General features: G+C 45.1%; 18 protein-coding genes. 12 read left to right on the forward strand and 6 right to left on the reverse strand.

The annotated features are described in order from the left end of the window. The first annotated feature begins 4 nt into the window (after positions 1-4). The 4 genes from U0033_RS22320 (at position 5) to U0033_RS22335 (ending at position 4,997) form a co-directional block, all read left to right on the forward strand. Positions 5-295, forward strand: a complete 291-nt coding sequence (locus U0033_RS22320) for an HU family DNA-binding protein (protein ID WP_072362799.1) — start codon at positions 5-7, stop codon at positions 293-295. A 23-nt stretch (positions 296-318) separates the two neighbouring features. Continuing rightward, positions 319-1,161 (forward strand): tetratricopeptide repeat protein, encoded by an 843-nt coding sequence (locus U0033_RS22325; protein ID WP_143150782.1) that lies wholly within the window; start codon positions 319-321, stop codon positions 1,159-1,161. Between the two features lie 434 nt (positions 1,162-1,595). Next, on the forward strand, positions 1,596-3,146 hold the full coding sequence (locus tag U0033_RS22330) for an Rne/Rng family ribonuclease (RefSeq protein WP_072362801.1): 1,551 nt from the start codon (positions 1,596-1,598) through the stop codon (positions 3,144-3,146). A 198-nt stretch (positions 3,147-3,344) separates the two neighbouring features. Then, on the forward strand, positions 3,345-4,997 hold the full coding sequence (locus U0033_RS22335; RefSeq protein WP_072362802.1) for a L,D-transpeptidase family protein: 1,653 nt from the start codon (positions 3,345-3,347) through the stop codon (positions 4,995-4,997). 98 nt (positions 4,998-5,095) lie between these two features. On the opposite strand, the gene U0033_RS22340 is transcribed toward U0033_RS22335, so the two are convergent. Beyond that, positions 5,096-5,476, reverse strand: coding sequence for a RidA family protein (locus U0033_RS22340; protein ID WP_072362803.1), 381 nt, complete (start codon positions 5,474-5,476; stop codon positions 5,096-5,098). A 50-nt stretch (positions 5,477-5,526) separates the two neighbouring features. On the opposite strand from U0033_RS22340, the gene U0033_RS22345 reads away from it, so the two are divergent. From U0033_RS22345 to U0033_RS22370, 6 genes are all read left to right on the forward strand, one after another. Then, a complete protein-coding gene (locus tag U0033_RS22345) occupies positions 5,527-6,180 on the forward strand; it encodes a 3-hydroxyacyl-CoA dehydrogenase family protein (protein WP_072362804.1) in 654 nt (217 codons plus the stop codon). 3 nt (positions 6,181-6,183) lie between these two features. Next, a complete protein-coding gene (tsaB, locus tag U0033_RS22350) occupies positions 6,184-6,861 on the forward strand; it encodes a tRNA (adenosine(37)-N6)-threonylcarbamoyltransferase complex dimerization subunit type 1 TsaB (RefSeq protein WP_072362805.1) in 678 nt (225 codons plus the stop codon). Positions 6,862-7,154: 293 nt separating this feature from the next. Continuing rightward, positions 7,155-7,514 (forward strand): ArsR/SmtB family transcription factor, encoded by a 360-nt coding sequence (locus U0033_RS22355; protein ID WP_012788619.1) that lies wholly within the window; start codon positions 7,155-7,157, stop codon positions 7,512-7,514. Between the two features lie 292 nt (positions 7,515-7,806). Beyond that, complete coding sequence (locus U0033_RS22360) at positions 7,807-9,210, forward strand: MBL fold metallo-hydrolase (protein ID WP_072362806.1); 1,404 nt, start codon at positions 7,807-7,809, stop codon at positions 9,208-9,210. 111 nt (positions 9,211-9,321) lie between these two features. Continuing rightward, positions 9,322-10,131: an SDR family oxidoreductase gene (locus U0033_RS22365; protein WP_072362807.1), complete on the forward strand. Its 810-nt coding sequence runs from the start codon at positions 9,322-9,324 to the stop codon at positions 10,129-10,131. A 28-nt stretch (positions 10,132-10,159) separates the two neighbouring features. After that, positions 10,160-10,471 (forward strand): BON domain-containing protein, encoded by a 312-nt coding sequence (locus tag U0033_RS22370; RefSeq protein WP_177318636.1) that lies wholly within the window; start codon positions 10,160-10,162, stop codon positions 10,469-10,471. Positions 10,472-10,537: 66 nt separating this feature from the next. Here the strand turns inward: U0033_RS22370 and U0033_RS22375 are convergent, their stop codons facing one another. The 5 genes from U0033_RS22375 to U0033_RS22395 all read right to left on the reverse strand — a co-directional run bounded on the left by U0033_RS22375 (position 10,538) and on the right by U0033_RS22395 (position 16,486). Then, a complete protein-coding gene (locus tag U0033_RS22375) occupies positions 10,538-11,398 on the reverse strand; it encodes a lysophospholipid acyltransferase family protein (RefSeq protein ID WP_072362809.1) in 861 nt (286 codons plus the stop codon). Positions 11,399-11,417: 19 nt separating this feature from the next. Next, positions 11,418-13,016: an L-aspartate oxidase gene (gene nadB / locus U0033_RS22380; RefSeq protein WP_072362810.1), complete on the reverse strand. Its 1,599-nt coding sequence runs from the start codon at positions 13,014-13,016 to the stop codon at positions 11,418-11,420. Positions 13,017-13,050: 34 nt separating this feature from the next. Further along, positions 13,051-13,698 (reverse strand): hypothetical protein, encoded by a 648-nt coding sequence (locus U0033_RS22385; RefSeq protein WP_143150783.1) that lies wholly within the window; start codon positions 13,696-13,698, stop codon positions 13,051-13,053. 94 nt (positions 13,699-13,792) lie between these two features. After that, complete coding sequence (locus U0033_RS22390) at positions 13,793-15,130, reverse strand: sensor histidine kinase (protein WP_072362812.1); 1,338 nt, start codon at positions 15,128-15,130, stop codon at positions 13,793-13,795. Further along, a complete protein-coding gene (locus U0033_RS22395; RefSeq protein ID WP_072362813.1) occupies positions 15,131-16,486 on the reverse strand; it encodes a sigma-54-dependent transcriptional regulator in 1,356 nt (451 codons plus the stop codon). It abuts the gene before it with no gap. Positions 16,487-16,776: 290 nt separating this feature from the next. On the opposite strand from U0033_RS22395, the gene U0033_RS22400 reads away from it, so the two are divergent. Both U0033_RS22400 and U0033_RS22405 read left to right on the forward strand, forming a co-directional pair. Further along, positions 16,777-18,024 (forward strand): efflux RND transporter periplasmic adaptor subunit, encoded by a 1,248-nt coding sequence (locus U0033_RS22400; RefSeq protein ID WP_072362814.1) that lies wholly within the window; start codon positions 16,777-16,779, stop codon positions 18,022-18,024. Positions 18,025-18,043: 19 nt separating this feature from the next. Further along, entirely contained in the window at positions 18,044-18,733 is a 690-nt protein-coding gene (locus U0033_RS22405) for an ABC transporter ATP-binding protein (protein WP_072362815.1), read from the forward strand. The last annotated feature ends 95 nt before the right edge of the window (positions 18,734-18,828 follow it).

Consider the following 18,828-nt stretch of genomic DNA (forward strand, 5'->3'; position numbering starts at 1 on the left):
AATTATGAGAAAAGCTGACTTAATTAACAATATTGCTGAAAAAACCGGCATTCCTAAAGTAGATGTGTTAGTAACACTAGAAGCCATGTTTAAGGAGGTCAAGGAAGCGTTGGCTAATGGCGAGCATATCTATATCAGGGGTTTTGGTAGCTTTATTACAAAGAAAAGAGCGGCCAAGATTGGTCGTAACATCAAGAAGAATGTGGCGGTAGAAATTCCAGAGCACTTTATTCCTGCATTCAAGCCTTCGAAAGAATTCGTTGCTGAGGTAAAGAAGCTTAAAAGTTCTTCGTAATTTTGCAGCCTAATATTTAAGGCGTGCAAAAATCACAAGTTCTATTGGTAGGTGCCGCGGTGGCATTACTGGTTGTATTGGTCGCCTTTGGCCGCACCATACCACATTCGGAGAAGAAAGCGATGCCAACTGCCGGCCCTATGATGGGCGGTCAGGAGCAGCAACCTATTGCCTTTAGCGAATTGCTGGCCACAGCCAAGCAAAAAGTCCCTGCTGATAAATTACTTTTGATCAATTCTTTGGAAAATAAAGTAGTGCGAGGGGATGTTAAAACTCAGCAAATAGCCGCTTATAAACAACTTTATGCCTCCTGGGATAGCCTTAACCAACTACCCATAGCTGCGCATTATCTTGGCGAAGCAGCCAAGTTGGAAAATTCCGAAAAAAGCCTCACCTTTGCAGCCAATTTATTTTTGGAACACCTGGAACATGCTCAGGATCCGGCAATTAGTAAATGGGAAAGCCAACAGGCGCTCTCATTGCTGGATCAGGTTATTAAACTTAGCCCGAACAATGATTCCTTAAAGATTCAACAGGCGCTGTTGTATATGAATACCGGCGAACCTATGGTAGGTGTCCAGAAACTAAGGGAAGTGGTGGCTGCCAATCCCGACAACCTTGAAGCTCAGTTGACACTGGCAAATCTTGCTATCCAATCCGGACAGTACGATAAAGCCATCCAACGTATGGATACACTGTTGCAACGCCATCCGGACGAAGCGAAAGCTATTTTTGTCCAGGCCGAAGCTTACCGCTCTAAAGGTGATGTAAAAAAGGCAGTGGAGCTGTTCGAGCAGTGCAAAAAACTGCTCAAAGACCCAGCCCTAAAGGCTGAGATTGACAATTATATTAAGAGTATTCAATAATATTCTATTTTCTAATCATTTTAAACTTTTTAGTATGCCTTGCGGTAAGAAAAGAAAGAGACATAAAATTGCCACCCACAAACGTAAAAAACGTCTGAGAAAGAACCGGCATAAGAAGAATAAGAAATAGTTTTCTCCTGTTTCCCGCCATTTATACTAACCAGGTTTTATCTACGGCGTGTTAATCGGATAAATTTTTTTATATACCCTGCATGATTTTAGCGATTATTCTTAAATTGCTGAAGTCATGCAGGTTTTTCCACAATTCCCGCTTAGCATCCCGGACATTACCTGCTAGATCGCTAAACCCTTAAGCAATCCATCATCATGTATGCTGGCAGCACAGCTGGCTATAATCTGGTATGCAGTAAGCTGTTGTTAAATAGTCGTGCATAACAAAAAGGTGAAGTAATAATGGTTAAAATTTTGGACGCTTGAACAAGGAACTAATTATAAATGCGGCACCTACTGGTGTGGAAATAGCGTTGCTGGAAGATAAGAAATTGGTCGAATTGCATCATGAAAGTGGCAACCCCAATTTTGCTGTAGGAGATTTATACCTGGGGCGGGTTAAAAAACTAATTCCAGGCCTTAATGCGGCGTTTGTAGATGTTGGCTTTGAAAAAGATGCCTTCCTGCATTACACCGATCTAAGCCCTTACATACGCTCCATACTTAAATTTACCCAGCAGGCTATTTCTGATAAAACCCCCGAGGGGTTTGACTTTACAAAGTTTAAGAACGAGCCGGAAATTGTAAAAACCGGTAAAATCACAGATGTACTGGGCGGTAAACCCAATATTCTTGTGCAAATCCTGAAAGAGCCCATTTCTTCTAAAGGCCCCCGTCTGAGCTGCGAAATTTCTTTACCAGGAAGATTTATTGTGTTAACACCCTTCAATGACATTGTAGCTGTATCTAAAAAGATACACTCTTCCGAAGAAAGAAAACGCCTGCAAAAGATCGTCGAAGCTATCAAAACACCCAATTTCGGTGTGATAGTACGCACAGCCGCTGAAGGAAAGAAAACTGCAGAACTGCACGAAGACCTTACCACCCTGGTCGAAACCTGGAAAAATATCCAGTCGAATCTGAAAGGCGCACAACCTCCACAGAAAATACTGAGCGAACAGGCCAAGACCACTAGTATACTCCGTGACCTGTTGAACGAAAGTTTCAACCGGATCGTTATTAACGATAAGAACATGTATACTGATACCCGGGCGTATATCCAAAAGATAGCCCCCGAGAAACAGGATATTGTCACTTATTATCATAATGGCGCACCCATCTTTGATCACTACGGCATTACCCGTCAGGTAAAAGCATCGTTCGGCAAAACTGTCAACCTGGATAGTGGTGTATACCTCATTATTGAAGCCACCGAAGCCCTCCATGTCATCGACGTGAACAGCGGCTACAAAAGCTCCAGTAATAACCAGGAACAAAACGCCCTGGCATCCAACCTGGAAGCCGCCGCGGAAATTGCCCGACAACTGCGCCTGCGTGACCTTGGAGGTATTATCATCATTGACTTCATAGATATGAAGCTGCCTGAAAATAAAAAGGTAGTTTATGAAGCAATGGAGAAATTCATGGCACAGGATAGAGCTAAACACACCATCCTGCCTATCTCCAAATTCGGCCTCATGCAGATCACCCGCCAAAGGGTGAAACCCGAAGTCACTATCTCTGTGGCTGAAGATTGCCCTACCTGCCACGGTACCGGCAAGATCGGTGCCTCTGTATTGATCATCGATGAAATCGAGAAGAACCTGCAATACCTGATTAATCATCAGCATAAAGGACTCTCCATTCACGTACACCCCATCTTCAAAGCATTCCTTACACAAGGATTCCTTACCTCTCGTCAATGGAAATGGTATTTCCTCTATAAGAAATGGATCAAAATAAAAGCAGACTCTAACTACCACCTGACAGAATATCGCTTCTTTGATGCCAATGATGAAGAAATAAAACTCTAGAACAAATTTCCATACAATATTGCAAAAAGCTTAATGCCGTTACCGCATTAAGCTTTTTGCTTTTATGCATGCTCATTTTTAAAAGCCAGCCCCAGGCCATCAAGCCAGCCCTTGAACCGCTAATGCCACAGGCATCAGCGGTTCAACAGTATCAAGTTTTTACTTACTTTTACGCCATACGACATTAAATCATTGATCATGCGCAATGTTCCCCTGTTTCTGCTTGCATTGGCAGCTATCTTCGCATCCTGTAACCACGAAGGTAAACGTAAACGCCAGCACGCAAGAGATACCAGTCACTATACCCAGAAGGATTATATTGACCTTACACTCGATAGCAATGCTGTCAATTCATTTTTACAACACGATTCCAGCAACGCTGCGTATATCCGTAACTTTTATAGACAAAGAAATTTCCACTTTGCCTGGATAGGTAATGATGGCCAGCTCACCGAACAGGCAGGTAACTTCATCAACCTGATGAAATCTGATGCCGGCTTTGGTCTGAATGATAGTAGCATAATCAGCCGCCCACTGCGTGCTGTATACGATACCCTCATGATGGAAGGAGGTAAACTGAAACCAGGCGATAAAACAGCTTCCCAGATTGAACTGGCACTCACCGCACAGTTCTTTGCCTATGGTAATAAAGTATGGGGCGGTCTCACCTCCGATACTGCCAAAGACCTGGAATGGTTCATTCCCCGTAAGCAGATTGATATGGAAGGTCTGCTGGACTCCATGGTCACCCGTCCTGCCAATGCTTTCGAAGAACCTGTGAACATTCAATACAAACTGCTGCGCAATAAGCTGAAACAACTCGCTGCTCTTGAAAAAGAACCATGGGATTCTCTTCGCGCAGAAGAAAAACTATATAAGCAAGGTGCTGCTGCCCCCGTTATTGCTGGTGTAAAACATCGTCTGCACCTCCTGGGCGATCTTGCTACTGCAGATACTGCTGCTGTATTTACACCCGCCCTCGATTCCGCTATCCGCAACTTCCAGGATCGCACCGGCCTGAAGATCGATGGCACTATTCAGGCTCCCTTACTACGTGCATTGAATATAACGCCAAAGCAACGCATTACCCAGATTATGATCAATATGGAGCGTTTGCGCTGGGTACCTGCTTCCCCTCCATCCACCTATCTGCTGGTAAACATCCCGGCATTTAAACTGTATGTATACGATAACGGTAGGGTAGACTGGAGTTGTAATGTAGTCGTAGGAAAACCGGGTGCTAATACCGTTATCTTCAGCAATGAAGTAAAGTTTGTAGTATTTGCTCCATATTGGAATGTACCTCCGGGTATCTTGAAGAATGAAGTATTGCCGGCTATGCGTCGCAACAGTGGCTATCTGGCCAGAAATCATATGGAAGTTGTGACCAGCAATGGCAAACCTGTAAGTGCAGGATCTATTAACTGGAGCAAAGCAAGTGTATCCAATTTTCCTTATATCATCCGTCAGTTACCAGGAGGAGCCAATGCATTAGGTAAGTTGAAATTCCTCTTCCCGAATGAGTATAATATTTACCTGCATGATACCCCTTCGAAAGGGTTATTTGGCGAAAATAAGCGCACCTTCAGCCATGGCTGTATCAGGGTTGCTGAACCTCAGCACCTGGCAGAATGGTTGTTGCGCAATGATTCCGGCTGGACCAAAGCAAAGATTGTAGATGCGATGAATGGAAGCAAGGAAAAGTTCGTAACGCTGAAACAGAGAGTACCGGTATATATCGGGTATTTCACAGCGTTCGTGGATAGTGATGGACGACTGAATTTCAGAGATGATGTATATGGCCACGATGCAAAACTGGCCACCACCTTATTCGGAACAAAGGCTGACTAAAAAGTAAAATGAAGGCGCTGAGAATTGCGTAAAAGCTATTTCGTCTCCCTCATCCACCCGGGAGGGCGTATCCTTTTAGTCAGCCCGGAGCTTTATTATTATTTACTGGCGATCACGGAGATCTCCACATGTACCTTCTTTGGTAAAGCCGCTACCTGCACAGTTTCACGGGCAGGCGCATAAGCGCTGAAATAACTACCATAAGCTTCGTTAATTTTACCGAAATCGTTCATATCGGTAATGAAGATGGTGCTTTTCAGTACATCGCTGAAATCCATACCAGCAGCATTCAGAATTGCTTTTACATTCTGCATCACCTGGTGCGTTTCTGCAACGATGTCTTCAATTACCAGCTGATTGGTTGCCGGATTGATAGCAATCTGTCCGGAAGCAAATAGCATATTGCCTGTCAGAATTGCCTGATTATATGGCCCAATTGGAGCAGGCGCATTTGGAGTATTGATGATCTGTTTTTCCATAGTGTAAAAATAATTAGTTATTAATTAATAGGTTTGCGAAAATTTAGCCCATGAATATCCTGGTTATCGGAGATGAGCAAAATTTTATAGCGTTACAGCGCAAGGGAGGTCTGGCTGCACATACAGTGGAGCGGGCTGATAGCCTGAAAGAGGCACAGGAACTGCAAAACAGAGACCTCATCATCGATCTGCAGTTCGATGCACACCCTGAAAATGCGGGCCTCTACGCACGGTATCCGGATATTCCTGTACTGGCAGGTATTGTAAAAACTTCGCTGCAAACAGTGAAGCATACTTATGGCTGTTCGCTTATTGGGTGCAACTGGCTGCCGGGATTTATCGATATGCCGGTAACAGAAATTTCCCTGCTGGAAGAAGCACAAAAGCCCATATTAGCAGCAATTATGCTGCAATTAGGCTGGGAGTATGAACAGGTGCAGGATGCGGTAGGCATGGTCACTCCCCGGGTGGTATGCATGATCATCAATGAAGCGTATATGGCAGCTGAAACAAACACAGCTTCCAGAGAAGACATTGATGTGGCAATGAAACTGGGTACCAATTATCCCATGGGGCCTTTTGAGTGGAGCAAGAAAATAGGGATCAGAGAAGTATACGAAGTACTCACTGCTGTGTATACAGCCACTGGCAATGAACGCTACGCAATCAGTGAATTATTGAAAAAGGAAGCTACTAACAGTTAAACAATGGCATTAATACTCAATATCGATACGGCTACGAATATAGGTTCAGTATGTCTCTCTAAGAATGGACAGGTATTACAGACCCTGGTCAATGATCAGCAGCAGGATCATGCTGCCACCATGACTCTATTCATTCAGCAGTTAATGCAGGAACACCATATAACGCCCGCACAACTGGATGCCATCGCTGTGAGTGCAGGGCCTGGTTCTTACACCGGATTGAGAGTAGGAGTAGCGACTGCAAAAGGTTTGTGTTATGCCTGGGAAAAGCCGCTGATAGCCGTTTCTACCCTACAACAAATGACGCAGGGATTACTACTGCAGGAAAAAGATACGCAGGCATTATACGTACCTATGCTCGATGCCCGTCGTATGGAAGTATACACCGCCGTATATACGGCCGGGCTGGATGAAATACTAGCTCCACAAGCCCTAATTTTAGGCCCCGAATCCTATGCAGATCAACTGGCAGATAAGCAGGTTTATTTCTTTGGAAACGGCAGTGAAAAATGGGCAGAACTACTGGGTCAAAACGTCCATGCTACATTTTTACCATATACAATCAACGCTGCACATATGGTGCAATTGTCAGAAAAAGCATTTGAAAAGCGCACATTTGAAGATGTGGCATATTTCAGTCCTTTTTACCTGAAGCCATTCCACTCGACAATGAAAAAGTAAGTACCCATACTGTCATAAATACGCTGTTTTAGCCTGAATTAATGCTTTTTTCGCCTCAAAAAGAAGTGTAATCTAAACATTTATCCAAATTTGTGTCATGAAACTGTCAATTTAGGTTTATTTGGCAAGTAAACCCCATCTATATATTAAAAAATAAGGTATAGAAGTTTTTTTTATTACGACTAATATTATATTTTTGTATAAATCGATACCCGGTGATTGTTTTCTAACAAGTTATGGGTTTACTGTCCGTTGATCCCTTTCATTTCATCATTTTTTAAAACTATTATGCGATGGAAAAAACATTATTAACGACCTCTTCTAATACTCTTATTATTTCTAGAGGTACCAATGAAAAAGACCAAATTAAATTGGATTACATTGCCGTTAAGAAGGCAGCTATGGTATTGCGTGCAATCAATCATAAGCTGCGCCAGCAAATGATTAAGCTGCTGGAAGACCACAAAAAAATGACAGTGACTGAAATCTACGTTAAGCTGCGTCTTGAGCAGTCAGTAGCTTCACAGCATCTGGCTATTCTTCGTCGTGCCGGCATTGTGATTACCGAGAGAGATGGTAAATTCATTCACTATACGATTAACAAACAACGTATAGCAGAAGTTGCCAAATTCGTAGAAGAGCTGGTAGGCTAATATGGTTTTGGTTATTGCTCAGCTGAGTAAAAAAAATATTGGGGCCTAACTAAGAGTAACAAAAGCTGAGAACTTTTAGTTAGGCTCAAATTTTTGCGGGGGATGCATTTGTTTCTAGTGATAGCTCAGCAGCATTGTAAAAATCTTTCAACATCATTCCGGTTATGTTACATAACGGGTTGATGTTTTTTTGCTATACATATCTGTTTAGCATTCTTAATATGTTCTCACCTCCTGCCCCTGGTAGCTTCCTGCTTTATTATCCGTAAATTTGCAGGAAATCAAAGACCAAATGTTTGTAAAGCAACTGTATACTAATTGCTTATCAGAAGCCGCCTACTTTATAGAGTCGGAAGGTGAAGCTGTTGTGATAGATCCCCTGCGGGATATTGATGCATACCTTGACCTTGCTAAAGAGCGCAATGCTACCATAAAGTATATATTCGAAACTCATTTCCATGCTGATTTCGTATCCGGTCACCTGGACCTGGCTGCCGCTACGCAGGCGCCTATCGTTTATGGACCTGAAGCGGTAACCAGCTTTCCTATCTATAAAGCAAAAGACAGAGAAGAATTTAATATCGGAAAGCTGCGCCTGCAGGTGATCCATACCCCCGGGCACACACTGGAATCTACCTGTTACCTGCTGCTGGATGAACAAGGCCAGGCAAACAGCCTGTTTACAGGAGATACTCTCTTTGTAGGTGACGTAGGCCGTCCTGACCTCTTCAGCGGTAACCTCACCAAAGAAGAACTGGCTGGTATGCTCTACGACTCCCTGAACAACAAGATCAAAACACTGCCAGATACCGTAACCGTTTATCCTGCTCATGGTCCGGGTTCTTCCTGTGGCAAGAATCTGGGACCGAATACTTTCAGTACACTGGGTGAGGAAAAAGCAGGCAACTACGCATTACTGGCGAATGATAAAGCATCCTTTATTGCTGAAGTAACGGATGGTCTGACTACTCCTCCATCTTATTTCCCAATCAATGCACGTATCAATAAAGAAGGTTACGATGCCCTGCAGGAAGTAATGGAGAAGGCAAATCAGCCCCTGAGTGTGGAAGCATTCAAAGCAAAAGTGAAAGAAGGTGTTGGCATCCTGGATACACGCCCTGCCACTGAATTTGCAGAAGGATTCGTACCTGGTTCACTCAGCATTGGCCTGGAAGGCCGCTTTGCAGAGTGGGCAGGCAGTCTCCTGAACTTTGGGCAGGAAATTGTGCTGGTAACCACCCCGGGCCAGGAAGCAGAAACCATCGTTCGCCTGGCACGTGTAGGCTTCGATCATGTGGCAGGCTACCTGCAGGGTGGCTACGAAGCATGGGTTGCTGCCGGTGAAAAACGTGATATGATCATCAGTATAGAACCTGATGAACTGGCGATGGATATTCCTCACGATCCCAACCTGGTGATCGTGGATGTGCGTAAACCGGCGGAGTATGCAGATGGCCACATCAAGGATGCAATCAACCTGACCCTCAGCGATATGACTGATCCGGGTAACCTGGGTGATTTTGATGAAAATCATAACCTGTATGTACACTGCCAGGGTGGATACAGAAGTATCATTGCCTGCTCCCTGCTGAAGAGAGAAGGTATTCACAACCTGCGCAATGTGGAAGGTGGTTTCAATAATATGAAAGGCACCAATGGGCTGGAAGTAGTGAAAGAAAACAATGTATTGAATTAATACATTTATTATCATATAGTTAAAAAAGGATCGTGCCAATTGCACGATCCTTTTTTATGTGTGGGGAGGTACGCTTTTTGACCGACATAGTTTCAAAAAAAAGTACTTCCTATGGGTAAACAACTACAAGGACAGGTGGCACTGGTCACTGGTAGCAGTACAGGCATCGGAGCCGCTGTGGCACAGGCAATGGCCGATGCAGGCGCTGCCGTAATCGTCAACTTCCACAGTGATAAAAGCAGGGAGGACGCTGAGAAAATCCTGGAAGAAATTAAATCTGCCGGGGGGGATGGTTTCGTACATCAATGTGACATCAGTAAAGAAGAGGAGGTACTGAGCATGTATTCAGCCATTATATCCCGCTATGGTACGCTTGATATAGCTGTGACCAATGCCGGCATTCAACAGGATGCGCCCTTCCTGGAAATGACCCTGGACCAGTGGAATGCAGTGATTAGTACGAACCTTACAGGACAATTTCTTTGTGCCCGTGAAGCGGCCAGGGAATTTAAAAGAAGGGGTGTACAAACATCCCGCTCTAAGGCTGCCGGAAAGATCATTTGTATGAGTAGTGTGCACGAAGTAATTCCCTGGGCGGGCCATGTAAATTATGCCGCCAGTAAGGGAGGTGTGAAATTGCTCATGCAATCTATGGCACAGGAATTGGCTCCATATAAGATAAGGGTAAACAGTCTGGGCCCCGGTGCAATTAAAACCCGCATTAACAAAGATGCATGGGATACCCCGGAGGACGAGCAGCAATTACTGAAACTTATTCCCTATGGAAGGATCGGTGCTCCTGAGGATATCGCCAGAGCTGCGGTGTGGCTGGCGAGTGATGAGAGTGATTATGTGACAGGTACTACCTTGCTTATTGATGGAGGAATGACCCTTTATCCCGGTTTTGCCGACAATGGATAAAGCATTTGAGGATTTAAAAATTTTAACCATGGACCGTAAATCTTTATTGATGGCCGCCAGCCTGCTGGTGGTACCCAGCCTGTACTCGTGCCAGCCCGGAGATGATACTGTGAAGTTGGCCGTAATTGATAAACTGAACAATTCCCCCGGCATTTCTGCCGAAGTCAAAGATGGTGTTGTAGACCTGAACGGGGAAGTACCTAATGACAGTGCAAAAGTAGCAGCAGAAGATGCCGTAAAGAAAGTCAACGGGGTAAAAGCCGTCAATAACAATATTATGGTGGAGCCGGTTATACCCACACCACCACCGATGCCGGAAGATACCGGCGGGCAACAATAAAAAAGGAGAGAATCCAGCCGGGATTCTCTCCTTTTTTACATGGGGGAAAAAATTATAATTGTTTCCTTATTGTTCGTTATAGCGATGTTTCCACCTTCTGTGGCTCCATACCCACACATCCGGTTGCTCCAGGATATTGTGTTCCAGGTATCGTACAAAAGTTTCTGTCACTTTTCCCTCCGGTTCCTGCTGAGGATGATCAAAGGCCAGTTTCAGTGTAGCATGATAATACCCCCGTTTTACCTTCCGGATATCCACAAATACCACCGGGGTATCATTTCTCCTTGCACTCATTTCCGGTCCTTTGTAAAAAGCTGTCATCCTGTTCATAAAATTGAACCAGTAGCTGCGCCGGGGATTACCCGGATTCTGGTCTGCCACCAGTGCAATCAGGTGTTGTTTATGTTGCCAGGGTGCCATCGCCTCCTTGATATCATCGGCCGGAATCAATACCGTACCCGATTTTTCCCGGAAATGACGGAAAAAGCGGTCTGCCGGTTTATTCGTAAGCGGCATATATACCACGAGGAAGGGGAACCCCACCCGCTGCATGCAAAATACATTGGCCCATTCCCAGTTGAAATTATGCCCCAGGTGCAGCTGACAACTTTTACCCTGCGCATAAAGCTCATGTAATACCGTTAAATCGCATTTAAAGCGTTTTTCCAGCGACTTTTTGCTCATCGTCAGGAGTTTGACAGTCTCCACGGTCATATCCATCAGATTGCGGTAATAACTCCTGGCCAGCTTTGTAATTTCAGCAGGAGACTTTTCGGGGAATGACTGCCGGAGATTTTCAAATACAGTCTTCTTCCGGTAACGTACCAGGTAATAAATTATGAGGTATAACCCATCGCTGATGAGGTATAACAGCCCCAATGGCAAGATTGATATGGCGTAAGTAAAAGCCAGTATTAAATAGTACATCTATTCTTAGCAACAAATTCTATAACACAATGTTTTGTACCAGCGCGCTCTTATTTGGATAATCAGTATTGAAATGAAGACCTCTGCTTTCCTTACGGAAGGAAGCACTTTTTACGATCAGATAACCTACGGTGATCAGGTTACGCAGCTCACACAGTTGTGGAGATACTTCTGTTTTCTCGTAGAGGCTTTCTGTTTCTTCGTGAAGGATATCCAGTCTGCGGATCGCTCTTTGAATACGTTCGTTGGTACGTACGATACCCAGGTAATCGCTCATGATCTGCTTCAGTTCCTTCAGGCTCTGGGTAATGAGGATCATTTCCTTCGGAGCCGTGGTACCTGCTGCATTCCAGTCTGGTACATCGTTTCTGAATGAAATGGAATTGATCTTTTCTACAGCTGTCACATAACAACGATGTGCAAACACCATCGCTTCCAGCAGTGAGTTGGATGCAAGGCGGTTAGCACCGTGTAAGCCTGTGCTGGAGCATTCTCCGCAGGCATACAGGTTCTTGATGCTGGTACAGCCATGTTCATTTACCTTAATACCGCCACAGCTATAGTGGGCAGCTGGTGCCACGGGTATCATATCTTTCTTCACATCGATACCGGATGCCAGGCATTTCTCATAGATATTAGGGAAGTGGTGAATAAACTTCTCCATATCCATATGACGGCAATCGAGGTATACATGTTCTGTACCTGTGATCTTCATCTCACTATCTATGGCCCTGGCCACGATGTCGCGGGGAGCGAGGGAGAGACGGGGATCATATTTATGCATGAAGTCTTCGCCATGTATATTGCGCAATATACCACCATCGCCACGTACTGCTTCTGTGATCAGGAAGGCATTGTTCACACCTGGCTGATAGAGGGCAGTAGGATGAAACTGGATGAACTCCATGTTCTCAATTCTACCCTTGGCGCGGTATACCATGGCTACCCCATCGCCAGAGGCTATGGTAGGATTGGTTGTACTGCGATATACCTGTCCGTTACCACCAGTAGCCAGTACGGTGATGCGGCTCAGGATCTTTTCTATCTTGTTTGTAAGGAGGTTCAATACGTATACGCCGTAGCATTCTATGTCAGGCGTAGATTTGGTCACCAGGTAGCCCAGGTGGTGCTGGGTGATGAGGTCTACTACAAAGCAGTGAGTGACCAGCTCAATATTTGGGTGCTGCTTAACGGCTGCCAGCAGGGCTCTTTCTATTTCATAACCGGTGATGTCTTTATAGTGGATTACCCTGAACTCAGAATGTCCGCCTTCTCTGCCAAGGGCAAAGTCGCCATCGGGATTCTTGTCAAAGTTGGTACCCCATTCTATGATCTCGTTCACGCGCTCCGGCCCCTCTTTCACTACGATCTCCACGATCTTCCCGTTGCATAGGCCATCGCCGGCGATCAGGGTGTCTTCAATGTGCTTGGCGAAGCTGTCATTTTCAAGGTCATTCACTACTGCTACGCCACCCTGGGCATACTTTGTATTCGTTTCGTCTTCCTGGGTCTTAGTGATGATGGTGATCTTCTTATCTGGACAGGCACCTGCCACTTTGAGCGCATAGGTTAATCCTGCGATGCCGGAGCCGATCACTAAAAAGTCTGTCTGTTGCATAATAACTCATCTAGCGAATCAAATGTACGGTATATTACCGGATTGCGTAGGGGAGACCTTGCTTTTGCCAGATATACCGGGTGGCACCATAGACAAGGCCATAATTGGCTACACCATAGCAAAGCACACTCAGTGCAGGATAAGAAAGTGCCAGTGCTCCGCCAGCTATGAGAAAGATAATGCCCGCAAGACAATACCAGCCATATGGCTGCTCTCTGAGCCGAAAAGCATGCATGACCGACTGGAGCGCAATGGAAGCGGTGAACAGGCAAGCCACCACCTGCCATACCATGCCATCAGCTTCTAAACGGGGAAGTAAATAGAAAAATAGAGCCAGCCCCAGCGCTTCTGTCAGGAAGATAAACGCCCATTTACAGGTAGGCAAAGGATAATTGGTATAACGGATCTTTAAAAAGAAAGCAATATAGACCAGGTGAACAAGCGGTATAGACGCGACGGCGAGAAGATGGACCTGAGGAGGACTTGTAATAGCTAAACCTATAACTAACAATATCCTAAGAATGGGTGGTGTGAAACGCGTGCCTTTGATGAAAAATACCACTGACAACCCTGCCAGCAATGTCATTGAAAGCTGCATCAAAATGAAAGAATCAATTATACAGCCCAAAATCAGTACCGGCATTATACCCCAATACAAACGATTAAAGACATGCGGTTTCATGGAGCAAAAATATGAATTTACAGGTAATGACTCATTTTGCATTTATATCCCCTCAACAGTAACCGTCGTTTCATGCTTTAATAATGAAATCAATTTACACCGTAGTCAGGATCACATTAAATGTTGTGCCATTATTACTGGTGCTATCTACTTTCAATTGACCGCCATGCAACTGGATAATTTGCTGGGAGAGGCTTAGGCCAATACCACTGCCTTTACGCTTCGTCGTATAGAAAGGTATAAAAATTTTATTGATTGCATCTGCATCTATACCCGGCCCATTGTCAGCAATGGCAATGCAAACCTGGTTGTGGGTAGTCATGATCGCGGTGATCTTTATTTCAGGACGGGCGGTATGCTCCAGGGCATCCATCGCATTCCTGATCAGGTTGATCAGCACCATCTGTAACTGGGCACTGTCGGCATGAATTTCTGCACCTGCTGAATCTACTTCGAACTGGTAATAGATGCCCGCCTGTTTAAGGTCTGATTGCAGGAGATTGCTGACCACCGTGAGCAGTTCTTTGATATTGACGTCCGTGAACTGTGGCTTGGGCAGGGTCGTATAATCTCTATATGCATTCACGAAGTTCATGATGCCCTTACTGCGGCTCTTGATTGTTTCCAATGCCTCCATCAGGTCAGTGATGGCTTCCTGCTGGTGGCTGTCCGAAGCAATGTCCTGCTCTATAATATCCTGCATGGTGCTGATGAGGGATACGATCGGTGTAACGGAGTTCATGATTTCATGCCGGAGAATCTTGGTCAGGTTCTGCCAGGCTTCCAGCTCTTTTTGTTGTAGCTCCGCATGGATGTTCTGCAGGGAGATCAGTTTTACCAGGCGCCCCTGTAATCGTACCGTTGCTGCATGAATCGACAATTGTTGTTCATTGCGGGTACGATATAGGATCTTGTTGCCGGAGTGCACCTGCAGGAGTAATTCGGGTAAATCAGGATGTGCCGATTTTAGTTCCGCAATATTGCGCAGGCGGTAAATACCCAGCAGGCGAAAAGCCGCAGGGTTGATTAATTCGATCCTCCCTTCCGCATCGAAAGATAATACCCCGATACTGATATGCTGTACGATGGTATCTATGTATTTCAGGTTCGCTTCCTTTTCTGCCCTCGTTTGCCTGAAGGCTTCCAGCACTTCGTTGAACTGGTAGTTGAGGGCCTGAAAGCTTTTACCCATCTTATTATCAGCACTGAAGCGGATGGAAAAATCTTCGTAACGGATGGACTCCAGGAAGAGGGTGAGTTTCCGGTTGATCCTGTTCATATAATAATACATTCCATAGATCTGCAGGCAGATCAGGGCAATGATGGCCAGGCCCGGAATTGGACCCAGTAATCGCCATACTTCCACACCCGCGATAGTGCTGGCGGTAAGCAGGAGGATGCGCAGGAATATATTGATACTGAACCCGTTCATTTAGATATTATATTTTTCCAGTCTTCTGTACAGGGCTGCTCTGCTCAGGCCCAGTTCCCTGGCAGCTTCCGTGATGTTGCCATTACATTTCTTCATGGCCTGGGTGATGATGTTGCGTTCCATTTCCTCCAGGTTATAGCCGGTGTTCAGCTGTGTTTCCTGTACGGGATTTTTTACGAATACATCTTTTGCCTGCAATACCTTGCCCTGGGAAAGGATGACTGCCCGCTCCATGGCATGCTGCAGTTCACGGATATTCCCCGGCCAGTCATATTGTAATAATTGCTGGATGAGGGATTCGTGCAGACTATTTACCGGGCGTTTATACTTGCTACTATAGAGTTGCAGGAAGTGTTCTGCCAGCCCTATAATGTCTTCCTGTCTTTCCCGGAGAGGGGGTAGCTGGATTTCGATCGTATTGATGCGGTAGAGTAAATCCTGGCGGAACAGGTATTGTGCTGCCATTTGCTGAATGTTGCGGTTGGTGGCGCAGATCAATCGTACGTCTACCGGGATGGCTTTGTTACTGCCTACTTTGGTCACTGCCCTGTTTTGCAGTACGGTCAAAAGTTTTGCTTGTAGTGGGGGGGAGATGTTTCCCAGTTCATCCAAAAAGATGGTTCCCTTATTAGCTTCTTCAAACCTGCCGACCCTGTCTTCGCGGGCATCGGTAAAGGCACCTTTCACATGGCCAAACAGTTCGCTTTCAAAGAGACTTTCGCTGATCGCTCCCAGGTCTACGCTCACAAAAGGGTGGGCGCTACGATGGGAGAGCTGGTGAATGTGCCTGGCCAGCATATCCTTTCCGGTACCGTTCTCTCCGAGTATGAGTACATTGGCATCGGTGGCGGCCACCCTTGCGGCAGTATCTAATACCGCCAGCATGGCCGGGCTGTTGCCTATGATAGCGCTATTATTATTGCTAACAGGTGCAGGGGGGGCTACCTTTTCTTTTTGCTGGTGCTTTTTATTATAAGCGGTCTGCATGGTGGCCAGGAGCTTTTCGTTTTCCCAGGGTTTCAGCACAAAATCCGCTGCCCCGGCCTTGATAGCCCTTACTGCCATTTCCACGTCGCCATAGGCGGTGAACATTACAACAGCGGCAGAGGGCTGAAGATCCAGGATCCTGTCCAGCCATTCAAACCCTTCCTTACCACTGCTCAGGTCACGGGTGAAGTTCATGTCCAGCAGGATCACGTCATATTCAAAATTAGATACCAGGTAGGGTATCTTCTGGGGATTGCGTTCAAAATCTACCTGCCCGAAATGGCGTTTCAACAGGAGACGTGCTGCGCGCAATACATCCATATCATCATCAACTATCAGTATTTTACCAGGCAGTGTCGTCGTAGTCATAGCAATTCGAATAAGAAATAAAGTTGATAGAGCTCCGCAAACAATGTTCCCGACAATAAGTAATAAGGGCAAACGACTGCGGATGTGGCCACTGGCAATATTATAAAAAGATTTCGGTTTTCGGCAGCACTGGTGCCGGATTCATGGAAAGTGTCCGGAATTGAACGAACGGTGTGCGGTACAGGACGTTTTAATAGCGGTTGATGCTGTGAGATGCTTTACTGGTAAAGGGTTTCCGGCTTTGGCATGCCGGTTGTCTTATTCGGAATGCAAGTTTAGCACATTCACCTATGGATAGAAAAATAGAAAAGAAATATTGGTCAAAGAAAAGGATCACCCTGGTAAGTGGAGGCGCAGTTGTAGCACTGCTGCTGATCTATAACCTAATCTTTGCCGATCACCGCTCTAAATTAAATGTAGAGAAGGACAAGATCACTATTTCTAAAGTTACCCGGGGTACGTTTGACCAATATATTGTTGTTACAGCAGTGGTGTTGCCTTTGAAGACGATCCGTCTTGATGCGATCGTAGGGGGGTATGTAAGCCAGAAATACCTGGAAGGGGGTAGTATGGTGAAAAAGGGAGATAGCATTCTCCGCCTCGAGAACCAGAATATGATGATGGAGTTTGTAAACCATGAAACTGAAATATACCGCCTGATCAATGAACTGCAAAATACCAGGCAGTCACTGAAGCAGAACCGTTTCACCATGCAGCAGACCTTGTCCAAACTGGATTACGACATTGATCAGGCAAAGGACCTGTATGATCGTAACAAACAACTGGTAGACGAAAAGATCGTAGCCCGCCAGGATTATATCAAGTATAAACTGGATTATGACAGGCTGGTAAAACAAAAACAGATCGAGCTCGAAAGCCAGAAATTCCAGGAAGATAATGCCAGGATCCAGATTGAAAGACTGGAATCTACCATTGCGCGTACACAGCGTAACCTCCAGATGATGAAGGATAACCTGAACAACCTGGTACTGAAAGCGCCTATTGACGGACAGCTGTCATCAGTAGATGCAGAAGTAGGGGGAAGTATTCTGGCAGGCCAGAATATTGGTCAGATCGATGACCTGAATGGTTTCAAGATGAGGGCTGAGGTAGATGAACATTATATATCCAGGGTATTCTCAGGTTTAAAAGCCGGTTTTGAATTCAATAACAAGAATTACGAGCTGGTTATCCTGAAAGTATATCCTGAAGTAAAGAATGGCCGTTTCAATGTAGACCTGAAATTTGATAAAGAAACTCCTGAAGGTATACGCAGAGGACAATCCTCTCCTATCCGCCTCGAATTAGGTAAATCTTCAGCTGCTCTGCTGTTACCTGTAGGAGGTTTCTTTTCTGACACCGGTGGTAACTGGGTATACGTAGTAGATAAAAGTGGTAAACGCGCTGTAAAACGTAACATCTCCCTGGGCCAGAAAAACCCGCAGTTCTTTGAGATTCTCGAAGGTTTGCAGGAAGGGGAGCAGGTGATCACTTCATCCTATGAGAATTTCGGAGATAAAGAAGTATTAGTATTTTAACTTAATCAAAATAACACCAATGATACGTACAGTTAATCTGCAAAAAATGTTTACCACTGAAGAAATTGAGACTTCTGCGCTCAATGGGATCAACATGGAGATAAAAGATGGTGAGTTTGTTGCCATCATGGGTCCTTCAGGTTGTGGTAAGTCTACCTTACTGAACATCCTGGGTTTGCTGGACAATCCTTCAGGTGGAGAATACCATTTCTGGGATCATGAAGTAGCGAGAATGAGTGAAAGACAACGTGCACAATTGAGAAAAGGGTCTATTGGTTTTGTATTTCAGAGTTTTAACCTCATCGACGAACTGACTGTATTTGAGAATGTGGAATTGCCACTGCTATACCTGAAAGTGCCTGCCAGCGATCGTAAGAAGAAGGTGGAAGAAGTGCTGGAACGTATGAATATTATGCATCGCCGCAATCACTTTCCACAACAGTTATCCGGTGGTCAGCAACAGCGTGTGGCCATTGCCCGTGCAGTAGTTGCAAAACCTAAAATGATCCTGGCGGATGAGCCGACCGGTAACCTGGATTCTACCAATGGTGAAGAAGTAATGAAACTGTTGCAGGAGCTGAATGATGCCGGTACGACGATGATCATGGTAACGCACAGCCCTTATGATGCAGGATTTGCACACCGTGTCATTAACCTGTTTGATGGTAAAGTTGTTACTGAAAACATCAAGGAACAGTTTCACGTTTAAACCACTGTTTATACTTATCAGTGAAAGCTGCAATGACTAACCCTGTAAATCATTAAGAACTGAATAAAGATATTAAAGTCGTTACGTTTTAAAAT

This window comes from Chitinophaga sancti (assembly GCF_034424315.1).
Lineage (GTDB): Bacteria > Bacteroidota > Bacteroidia > Chitinophagales > Chitinophagaceae > Chitinophaga > Chitinophaga sancti.

What these genes read in the sequence shown, in the direction of transcription:
- U0033_RS22335 (WP_072362802.1), top strand. Translation starts at nt 3,345, where the DNA reads ATGCGCAATGTTCCCCTGTTTCTGCTTGCATTGGCAGCTATCTTCGCA.
- U0033_RS22360 (WP_072362806.1), top strand. Translation starts at nt 7,807, where the DNA reads ATGTTTGTAAAGCAACTGTATACTAATTGCTTATCAGAAGCCGCCTAC.
- U0033_RS22390 (WP_072362812.1), bottom strand. Translation starts at nt 15,130, where the DNA reads ATGAACGGGTTCAGTATCAATATATTCCTGCGCATCCTCCTGCTTACC.
- U0033_RS22375 (WP_072362809.1), bottom strand. Translation starts at nt 11,398, where the DNA reads ATGTACTATTTAATACTGGCTTTTACTTACGCCATATCAATCTTGCCA.
- U0033_RS22355 (WP_012788619.1), top strand. Translation starts at nt 7,155, where the DNA reads ATGGAAAAAACATTATTAACGACCTCTTCTAATACTCTTATTATTTCT.
- U0033_RS22365 (WP_072362807.1), top strand. Translation starts at nt 9,322, where the DNA reads ATGGGTAAACAACTACAAGGACAGGTGGCACTGGTCACTGGTAGCAGT.
- tsaB (WP_072362805.1), top strand. Translation starts at nt 6,184, where the DNA reads ATGGCATTAATACTCAATATCGATACGGCTACGAATATAGGTTCAGTA.
- U0033_RS22405 (WP_072362815.1), top strand. Translation starts at nt 18,044, where the DNA reads ATGATACGTACAGTTAATCTGCAAAAAATGTTTACCACTGAAGAAATT.
- U0033_RS22385 (WP_143150783.1), bottom strand. Translation starts at nt 13,698, where the DNA reads ATGAAACCGCATGTCTTTAATCGTTTGTATTGGGGTATAATGCCGGTA.
- U0033_RS22345 (WP_072362804.1), top strand. Translation starts at nt 5,527, where the DNA reads ATGAATATCCTGGTTATCGGAGATGAGCAAAATTTTATAGCGTTACAG.
- nadB (WP_072362810.1), bottom strand. Translation starts at nt 13,016, where the DNA reads ATGCAACAGACAGACTTTTTAGTGATCGGCTCCGGCATCGCAGGATTA.
- U0033_RS22395 (WP_072362813.1), bottom strand. Translation starts at nt 16,486, where the DNA reads ATGACTACGACGACACTGCCTGGTAAAATACTGATAGTTGATGATGAT.
- U0033_RS22400 (WP_072362814.1), top strand. Translation starts at nt 16,777, where the DNA reads ATGGATAGAAAAATAGAAAAGAAATATTGGTCAAAGAAAAGGATCACC.
- U0033_RS22340 (WP_072362803.1), bottom strand. Translation starts at nt 5,476, where the DNA reads ATGGAAAAACAGATCATCAATACTCCAAATGCGCCTGCTCCAATTGGG.
- U0033_RS22370 (WP_177318636.1), top strand. Translation starts at nt 10,160, where the DNA reads ATGGACCGTAAATCTTTATTGATGGCCGCCAGCCTGCTGGTGGTACCC.
- U0033_RS22320 (WP_072362799.1), top strand. Translation starts at nt 5, where the DNA reads ATGAGAAAAGCTGACTTAATTAACAATATTGCTGAAAAAACCGGCATT.